Origin of the sequence: Streptomyces sp. SID5785 (assembly GCF_009870065.1) — a bacterium.
In the GTDB taxonomy this organism is placed as follows: domain Bacteria; phylum Actinomycetota; class Actinomycetes; order Streptomycetales; family Streptomycetaceae; genus Streptomyces.
Map to the genome: position 1 here is coordinate 1 of NZ_WWIA01000962.1, position 5,517 is coordinate 5,517.

The window sequence follows — 5,517 nt, forward strand, 5'->3', positions numbered from 1 at the left end:
TCCGCCGCTGTGGACCGAGTGGAACGGCAAGTACCGGGACACGGTGCGCGACCTGTGGCGGGGCGAGCCGCGCACCCTCGCCGAGTTCGCCGGGCGGCTGACGGGCTCCTCCGACCTCTACCAGGACGACGGGCGCCGCCCGCTGGCCTCGGTCAACTTCGTGACCTGCCACGACGGTTTCACCCTGCGCGACCTGGTGTCCTACGACAGCAAGCACAACGAGGCGAACGGCGAGGACAACCGGGACGGCGAGTCCCACAACCGCTCCTGGAACTGCGGCGCCGAGGGCGAGAGCGACGACCCGGAGGTGGGCGCGCTGCGCGCGCGTCAGATGCGCAACTTCGTCGCCACCCTGATGCTGTCGCAGGGCGTGCCGATGCTCGGGCACGGGGACGAGTTCGGACGGACGCAGGGCGGCAACAACAACGCCTACTGCCAGGACAACGAGATCTCCTGGGTGCGCTGGCCCGATCCGGAGGCGCCGCCGGAGCCGCTGCTCGAGTTCACGCGCGCGATGGTGCGGCTGCGCCGGGAGCACCCCGTGTTCCGGCGGCGCCGCTTCTTCCACGGCCGGCCGGTCGAGGGCACGCACGACGAGCTGTCGGACATCGCCTGGTTCACGCCCGAGGGCGAGGAGATGACGGGGCGGGACTGGGAGGCGGCGCAGGCCCGTGCGCTGTCGGTGTTCCTGAACGGCAGCGCGATCTCGGAGCCGGGACCGCGCGGCGAACCGGTGCGGGACGACTCGTTCCTGCTGCTGTTCAACGCCTCCCCCGAGGAACGGGAGTTCGTGGTGCCGGACGCGCACGGCGCCCGGTGGAGCACGGTCGTCGACACGGCGCTGCCGGACGGGCTGCCGGCCGACGGGGAGGACAAGGTGGGCGCGGGCGACCGGCTGACCCTGGCGGGGCGCAGCCTCACGGTGCTGCGGCGGCCGGTGTAGCCGCCGGGTGCGGGAGCCGTACACGCAGGGCGACGAGGAAGGCGAGCGCGGCCGCGACGCTGCCCACGGCGAACGCGGCGGCGGGCCCGTGCGTCTGGGCGAGCCGGCCGGCGGCCGCGAGTGTGACGGCCTGCCCGCCGACGAAGGCGCTCGCGGCGACCGTCATGCCCTCGGCGAGCCGCTCGCGCGGCACCGCCCGCTCAGTGAGCCCGAACCCGGTGATGAGGTTGGGGGCGAACAGGGCGCCGAAGAGCGTGACGACGGCGTACAGGAGCGGCATCGACCCGGTCACGATCAGGGGCAGCGACAGCAGGGCGGCGCCCGCGGTGGCGACGCGCCAGCGCAGCGGCAGCGCGAAGCGCTCGGGAACGGCGGCCATGGACAGTCCGACGACGGCGCTCATGACGCCCATGGCGGCGTAGACGAGCCCGGCCTGGTCCTCGTGGCCGAGCCGCTGGGTGAGGGCGGTGATGCCGGCGCCGCAGCCGCCGAGCAGAACGCCCAGGAGGACGAGCCCGAGCCGGACGAGGTGCACCTGGCGCGGCATGCGCGGGCGCGCGTCCCGCGGGCGGTGCGGACCGCCGTCCGCCGCGGCGCGCGGGACGGCCGCGGCGGACGGATGCAGCGCGAACCCGGTGCCGCACACCGCGACCAGCAGGGCCGCGGCCCCGAACGCGTAGGCCGGGTGGGCGACGACGGAGGCGATTCCGATGCACGCGGGACCGAGCACGAAGGACAGCTCGTCCATCGTCGACTCGAGGGACAGCACGGCGTCGACCACCCGCTCCCCGCCGCCGCGCCGGCGCACGAGGGCGACCCCTCGGGCCCGGGCGAGCGGTCCGATGCCGGGGACGGTGGCGCCCGCGAGGACGCCGAGGGCGACGAGCGCCGGGGTCGGCAGGTCCCGCAGGGCGCCCAGCGTGTAGGCCGCGATCGCCAGGGCGTTCAGGAGGGAGCAGACGAGGACGACGGGCCGCTGGCCGTGCCGGTCGGCGCGCCGTCCCACGAAGGGGCCGAGCGCGACCTGGCCGAGCGCGAGGGCGCACGCGACCGTGCCGCCGGTCGCCAGTGAGCCGCTGGTGCGGGTCACGAGCAGCACGCTGCCGAACTGGATGACCGCGACCGGCAGCCGGCCGAGGAAGGACACGACGGGCAGCACCGGGCCGGTGACCGCCAGCACCTGCCGGTACGTGTCGAGGGTGCGCTCCGTCGGCGCGGGGAGGGCCGTCATCGTCCGACGCTAACGACGGCGCACCGCCCGTATGCAGGCGCCGATGACACGAAAGACGGCCGCGCGGGTACGTAGGTTCGCATGACGCCTCAGCGCCCGCACACCCCCACCGCGACCTACCGACTCCAGCTGCAGCCCGCCTTCGGGTTCGCCGCCGCCGCGGCGGCGGTGCCCCGGCTCGCGGCGCTCGGCGTCTCGCACCTGCATCTGTCGCCCGTCCTGGAGGCGGTCCCCGGCTCGACGCACGGGTACGACGTGGTGGACCACGGCGCGGTGCGCGAAGAGCTGGGCGGCGAGGCGGGCCTGCGCGCGCTGGCCGCGCGGGCGCACGCACACGGCCTCGGCCTCGTCGTCGACATCGTCCCGAACCACATGGCGGCCTCGGTCCGGCACAACGCGCCGCTGCGCGCGGTGCTGCGGGACGGCCCCTCGTCCCCCTACGCGCGCTGGTTCGACATCGACTGGGAGGCGCAGCACGGCCGCGTCCTGCTCCCGGTCCTCGGCGAGCCCGTGGGTGACGCGCTGCCGCACCTGGAGGTGGTGGGCGACGAACTGCGCTACCACGAGCACGCGTTCCCGCTCCGCGAGGGCACCCGGGACCTGCCGCTGCCGCAGCTCCTGGAGGCGCAGTGGTACCGCCTGTGCTGGTGGCGGCTCGCCCGCACCGAGCTCAACTACCGCCGCTTCTTCACCATCTCGGACCTGATCGCCGTCCGCGTCGAGGATCCCGAGGTGTTCGCCGCGACCCACGCGACGCTGCTGCTCCTGATGACCGAGGGGGTCGTCGACGGCCTGCGGGTGGACCACCCCGACGGACTCGCGGATCCCGGCGGCTATCTGACCCGGCTGCACGAGGCGACGGGCGGCCGGTGGACCGTCGTGGAGAAGATCCTCGCGGACGGCGAACGGCTGCCCGCGGCGTGGCCGGTGGCGGGCACGACGGGCTACGACGCGCTGCGGCACGTGGACGGGCTCTTCACGGACCCGGCGGGCGCGGAGCGGCTCGCGGAGCTGTTCCGCCGGTTCACGGGCGCGCCGGACGACCTGGGCGGGCGCTGGGAGCCCACGGTGCGGCGCGCGGCGCGGCGGGTCGTCACGCACGACCTGGCCGCCGAGGTGGAGCGGCTCGCACGGGACGCGGCGGCCCTGTGCGCCCCGGATCCGGACCTGCGCGACCACGCGCCGTGGGCACTGCGCAGGGCCCTGTGCGAACTCCTGGTGCGGATCCCCGTGTACCGGCCCTACGCGTCCGGGGGCGCCGCCCCGGAGACGGTGCTGACCCCGGGGGACGCGGCGGCGGCCGAGTCGGCGTTCGCGGTCCCGGAGGAGGCCCGCGCGGTCGGCGTCGTCCGGCGGCTGGCGCTGGGCCGCCTCGGGACGGGGCCCGCGCACACCGCGTTCCGCGACCGGTTCGCGCAGACGGCGGCCGCGCTGCACGCCAAGTCCGTGGAGGACGCCGCGTTCTACCGGTACACGCCGCTGCTGTCCGCGCTGGAGGTGGGCGGCGACCCGGCCCGGCCCGCGGTGTCCGCGGAGGAGTTCCACGCGTACTGCGCGCGCGTGCTGCGCGCGCGGCCGGGCACGTCGACGGTGCTCTCGACGCACGACACGAAGCGCAGCGCCGACGTGCGGGCGGCCGTGTCGGTCCTGACGCAGTGCCCGGGGCCGTGGGGCGAGGTGCTCGACGACGTCACCGCGCGCACCGCGCACGAGGACGCCGGCGGTCCCGGACGCGGCCTCGAGTGGGCCGCGTGGCAGACGGTGGCGGGGCTCGGCCCGGCCGCGCCGGAGCGGGTGCAGGGTGCGCTGCTCAAGCACGCGCGCGAGGCGGGCCTGCACACGACGTGGACGGAGCAGGACGCGGGCCACGAGGAGGCGCTGCGGGCGTTCGTGGCGGCGGGCCCGTGCGGCGGGCCCGGGCAGACGGTGCACCGGTTCATGGCGGGGCTGCTCCCGCACGTCCGGGCGAACGTCCTCGGTGCGGCGCTCGTGCAGCTGACGATGCCGGGCGTGCCGGACCTCTACCAGGGCACCGAACGCGTGTACCGGGCCCTGGTGGACCCGGACAACCGGGCACCCGCGCACGTCTCCCCCGAGGCGGACGCGGACCCGCCGTCGGAGCTGTCCGAGCTGTCGGAGGAGAAGGAGACGCTCACGCGGGCGGTCCTCGACCTGCGCAGGCGCCACCCCGAGTGGTTCGGCGGCGCGGGCGGGCACGAGCCCCTCGTGGCGCGCGGCCCGGCGGCGGAGCACTGCGTGGCGTTCGCGCGGGGCGGCCACGTGGTCGTCGCGGTGACCCGGCTGTCGCTGCGGCTCGCGGAGGCGGGCGGCTGGGGCGAGACGGTGCTCCCGCTGCCGGACGACGGCGCGTGGACGCCGCTCCTGGGCGCCGGTGGCTCCTTCACGCGGCACGCGCGCGTGGCGGAGCTGTTCGCCGACGGGCCGGTCGCCGTGCTCGTGCGCCGGGGGACCGTCAGTCGAGGCGCACCGGAAGCCGGGCAGGAGCCCGCTCGAACAGACCGTGCGGCCGGGGCCTGACCCCCGGGGCCCAGCGCAGCCGGGGCAGGGCGGTGAGCAGGGCGCGCACTCCGGTCTCCGCGGTGAGCCGTGCGAGCGCCGCCTCCAGGGCGCCGGGCGGGCCCTCGGCGGCGGTGCGGAACAGGTCGTAGCGGTCCGGGTCGGTGAACCGCGCGGCGTCCCGTCCCGCGGCCCCGACCAGGCAGGCGACGGTGGCGCCCGCGGGTATCGTGCCGCCGCCCGCGGGCACCGCCGCCAGCGCGTGCCGCAGCACCACGGGCACCGCGGGGTCACGGCGCAGGGACTCGGTCCAGGCGGCTCCGGCCAGGTCCGGGCGGTCGCGCACGAGGCCCAGCTGGGCGGGGTGGTCGAGCAGGTTGGCGAGGAGCGAGGCCAGGGCCCGGCCGGTGGCCCGGCCGCCCGCGCCGAGCAGCGCCGCGACGAGCCCCGTGACCGCCGCGTCGGACAGCGGCTCGTCGCCGCCGCGTGCGGTGCACAGGACGGACAGCAGGTCGGCCCCGGGGTGCGCGCGGCGGCGCAGGACGTGCGGGCGCAACAGGGCGTGCAGGGCAGCCGGGTCCGGGGCCGTGCGGCAGCGGGCCGTGATGTGCGCCGTGGCCTCGTGGGGCAGGCCGAGCGCGGCGACGACGGCGCCCGCAGGCAGCCACCGGCAGAACTCGGCGACGAGATCGGCCTCCTGGCGTCCGGCGAGACGCAGGGCGAGGACATGGGCGGTGCGCCCGGTGCCGGCCGCGAGGGCTCCCAGGGCACGCGTGCGCAGGTCAGGGCGGAGCAGGGCGCGCCGCGCCGCGCGGGGCACGTCGTC

3 protein-coding genes and 1 pseudogene are annotated in these 5,517 nt (G+C 77.0%); 2 read left to right on the forward strand and 2 right to left on the reverse strand.

The window, feature by feature from the left end; genetic code table 11:
- Positions 1 to 943: pseudogene (locus GTW43_RS31435) on the forward strand (glycogen debranching enzyme); the annotation flags it as partial.
- On the opposite strand, the gene GTW43_RS31440 reads toward GTW43_RS31435, so the two are convergent.
- Positions 918 to 2,174 carry an MFS transporter gene (locus tag GTW43_RS31440; RefSeq protein ID WP_161305380.1) on the reverse strand — a complete coding sequence of 419 codons (1,257 nt, stop codon included), beginning with the start codon at positions 2,172 to 2,174 and terminating at the stop codon, positions 918 to 920. The pseudogene GTW43_RS31435 and the gene GTW43_RS31440 sit on opposite strands and share 26 nt — an antisense overlap.
- An 81-nt stretch (positions 2,175 to 2,255) precedes the next feature.
- Here GTW43_RS31440 and treY point away from each other — a divergent pair, with 81 nt between their 5' ends.
- Positions 2,256 to 4,712, forward strand: a complete 2,457-nt coding sequence (treY, locus tag GTW43_RS31445; RefSeq protein WP_161305381.1) for a malto-oligosyltrehalose synthase — start codon at positions 2,256 to 2,258, stop codon at positions 4,710 to 4,712.
- Here treY and GTW43_RS31450 read toward each other — a convergent pair.
- Positions 4,648 to 5,517: cytochrome P450 (locus tag GTW43_RS31450; RefSeq protein ID WP_161305382.1), on the reverse strand; the 870-nt coding region annotated here is incomplete at its 5' end. The genes treY and GTW43_RS31450 overlap by 65 nt on opposite strands.